This window comes from Microbacterium sp. BF1 (assembly GCF_019279095.1).
GTDB classification, from domain to species: Bacteria; Actinomycetota; Actinomycetes; order Actinomycetales; family Microbacteriaceae; genus Microbacterium; species Microbacterium maritypicum.
The window spans coordinates 1-2,548 of record NZ_JAGYWT010000365.1; the positions used below are offsets into that span (position 1 = coordinate 1).

Consider the following 2,548-nt stretch of genomic DNA (forward strand, 5'->3'; position numbering starts at 1 on the left):
GGCGATCGTGCGACGGACACTCGCCCGCGCGCCCGAGGCGCAGTGGGATGCCGACACCGAGCTCTCGGACGATCCGATCGCCGCGTGGCAGCTCGCCGCGATCGCTCCCCTCGGCGACTACGACAGATACGCGCTGCTGCAGTCCGCCACGGTGGGGGCGTTGCTTCGTCAGATCATCGACCTCACGCTCGACGCCGAGCTTCTGTGGTCAGACGGGTGAGGTGGCGCTGGCGCATCGCCAGGAAGAGCGGGAAGGTGAAGGCGAACGCCGTCACTCCGGACAGCACGACATAGAGCCAGCCCCTCCGCATCCCGATCCGTCGCGCCTCGACGATGATGAACACGCTCCCCGCGATCGCCACGATCAGGAGATCGACCGTGATCGATGACACCGCCGGACCGCTGCCGACGAGATCGCCGACGAAGTCCACCATCTGCGTGATGGCCAGCACGTTGAACGTCCAGGTGCCGATGAGACCGACCACCGCCAGCACGAGATAGACGACGGCGAGGGGTGTCCAGTGGCGGTTCATGCCGCCATGATCTCACTCCACGGTCGTCGTGGACCTCGCCGCGCGCTTCTCGCGGGACGAGGCGATCAGGCTGGCGACGGTCGCGATGGTCATCGAGGCGAGGATCACGCCGAGGGAGACCATGTTGCTGATGTCGGGCACCCACTCGACGTGCTCGCCGCCGTTGATGAACGGCAGCTCGTTGACGTGCAGAGCGTGCAGGATCAGCTTGACGCCGATGAAACCGAGGATGACGGCGATGCCGTAGTGCAGGTAGCGCAGACGGTCGAGCAGGTCGCCGAGCAGGAAGTAGAGCTGTCGCAGCCCCATCAGCGCGAAGATGTTGGCTGAGAAGACGAGGAAGCCGTTGGTGGTGATCTCGAAGATCGCGGGGATCGAGTCGATCGCGAAGATCAGGTCGGTGACACCGATGGTGATGAAGACGATCACCATGGGCGTCCACATGCGCTTGCCGTCGACCGTGGTGCGGATCTTGGACCCGTCGTACGTCTCGCTGATGTCGACGCGGCGACGCAGCAGGCGGACGATGAAGTTCTCGCGCTGCACCTCGCCCTCGTGATCGCCGTCCGGCATGGCCTGACGGATCGCCGTCCAGATGAGGAAGGCGCCGAAGATGTAGAAGATCGGCGAGAAGTTCTCGACGATCGCGACACCGGCGAGGATGAACAGGCCGCGCAGGATGAGCGCGATGATGATGCCGACCATGAGCACCTGCTGCTGCAGCCGCCGCGGCACGGCGAACTGGGCCATGATCAGGACGAAGACGAACAGGTTGTCGATGGAGAGGCTGTATTCCAACGCCCATCCGGTGATGAAGTCACCCGCGTTCTGCCAACCTCCGACATTGCCGAGGAGCACCGCGAACAGCAGCGCGAGCCCGACGTAGAAGACCACCCAGAGAGTGGACTCCTTCGTCGACGGGATGTGCGGCCGCAGCCGGATGAGGAGCAGGTCGCCGATCAGGATGATCGTGAGGACGACCATCGAGGTGATCTCGAACCAGACGGGGATTTCCAAGGGCGCACTGCACCTTTCGCGGAGGGGTCGGGAATGAGTCGAAAGTCTCTCCCCCGCACACAGGTGCGGCGCGCGCCCGGAGCAGCGATGACGGTGCTCGTGATGACGTTACGCGCGGATTCGGGATACTCCCTCTCGCCCGGGCAATGCTACCGGAGCCGTGGCATCAGTGGGAACGGATGTCGTCGGAAACTCCCTGCGGCCCGCACGCAATCCCCTGCACCGGATCTGAGACGATGGGGCATCGATCGACACTCTCCTCGTGAGAGACCGAACGGAACCAGGATGCCCCTGCAGACAACTGATCAGAGATGGGCGGCGCAGGCCGCGGCCGGCGACGAGAACGCCTTTCGCGAGCTGTACCGCGCACACGTGCGTCCCGTGTACTGGATCGCGCAGGGCATCCTCGCCTCGCCGTCCGACGCCGAGGATGTGACCCAGGAGACGTTCGTCGTCGCCTGGCGGAAGATCCCCGACCTCGAGCTCCAGGGCGAGTCGATCCTGCCGTGGCTGGCCACGATCTGCCGATTCCAGGCAGCAAACCGGCTCCGTCAGCGTCGGCGCGATCAGGCGCACACCGCCGAGGCCGTGGACGAGACCCTGCTGCCGGATACGGTGAGCGTCGAGGAGCAGGTCATCACGGCCGAGCTGGCGGCGCGGATAGCCCGAGAAGTGGGCACGTTGAGCGAACTCGATCGTGAGATCTTCCGTCTGTGCGCGTCTGAGGGCTATGCCTATCAGGCGGCTGCGGAAGAGCTCGGGGTGACCCACGCCGTCGTCAGGAACCGTCTCTCTCGAGTACGCACGCAGTTGCGTGGCGCCGTGACGGAAGTGAGAGACGCATGAACGACAAGACCAGCGGCAGCGACCTGCCCGCCCTCTCGGACGAGGCGATCGCCCGTATCGAAGACGCCGTCTTCGCCGAGATTTCTTGACGATGTACTTGAACTTGAGAATGTCGTCCGCCGCGTGGACCATGGTGTCGAAGCGGTAGTTGA

The 2,548-nt window shown here is 64.7% G+C and carries 3 protein-coding genes and 1 pseudogene; 2 read left to right on the forward strand and 2 right to left on the reverse strand.

Annotated features, from left to right (window positions below):
• Positions 1-220: pseudogene (locus KZA10_RS12125) on the forward strand (peptidase S16); the annotation flags it as partial.
• Here KZA10_RS12125 and KZA10_RS12130 read toward each other — a convergent pair.
• Both KZA10_RS12130 and KZA10_RS12135 read right to left on the reverse strand, forming a co-directional pair.
• Positions 183-533: a DUF2834 domain-containing protein gene (locus tag KZA10_RS12130; protein WP_127482428.1), complete on the reverse strand. Its 351-nt coding sequence runs from the start codon at positions 531-533 to the stop codon at positions 183-185. The pseudogene KZA10_RS12125 and the gene KZA10_RS12130 overlap by 38 nt on opposite strands.
• A gap of 12 nt (positions 534-545) precedes the next feature.
• Positions 546-1,550 (reverse strand): TerC/Alx family metal homeostasis membrane protein, encoded by a 1,005-nt coding sequence (locus KZA10_RS12135; protein ID WP_017830772.1) that lies wholly within the window; start codon positions 1,548-1,550, stop codon positions 546-548.
• A gap of 285 nt (positions 1,551-1,835) precedes the next feature.
• Here KZA10_RS12135 and KZA10_RS12140 point away from each other — a divergent pair, with 285 nt between their 5' ends.
• Positions 1,836-2,396, forward strand: a complete 561-nt coding sequence (locus KZA10_RS12140) for an RNA polymerase sigma factor (protein ID WP_017830773.1) — start codon at positions 1,836-1,838, stop codon at positions 2,394-2,396.
• Positions 2,397-2,548 lie beyond the last annotated feature (152 nt).

Bases quoted from the DNA above. Each gene is read 5' to 3' on its own strand.
- KZA10_RS12130 (WP_127482428.1), bottom strand. From the start codon at position 533: ATGAACCGCCACTGGACACCCCTCGCCGTCGTCTATCTCGTGCTGGCG.
- KZA10_RS12140 (WP_017830773.1), top strand. From the start codon at position 1,836: ATGCCCCTGCAGACAACTGATCAGAGATGGGCGGCGCAGGCCGCGGCC.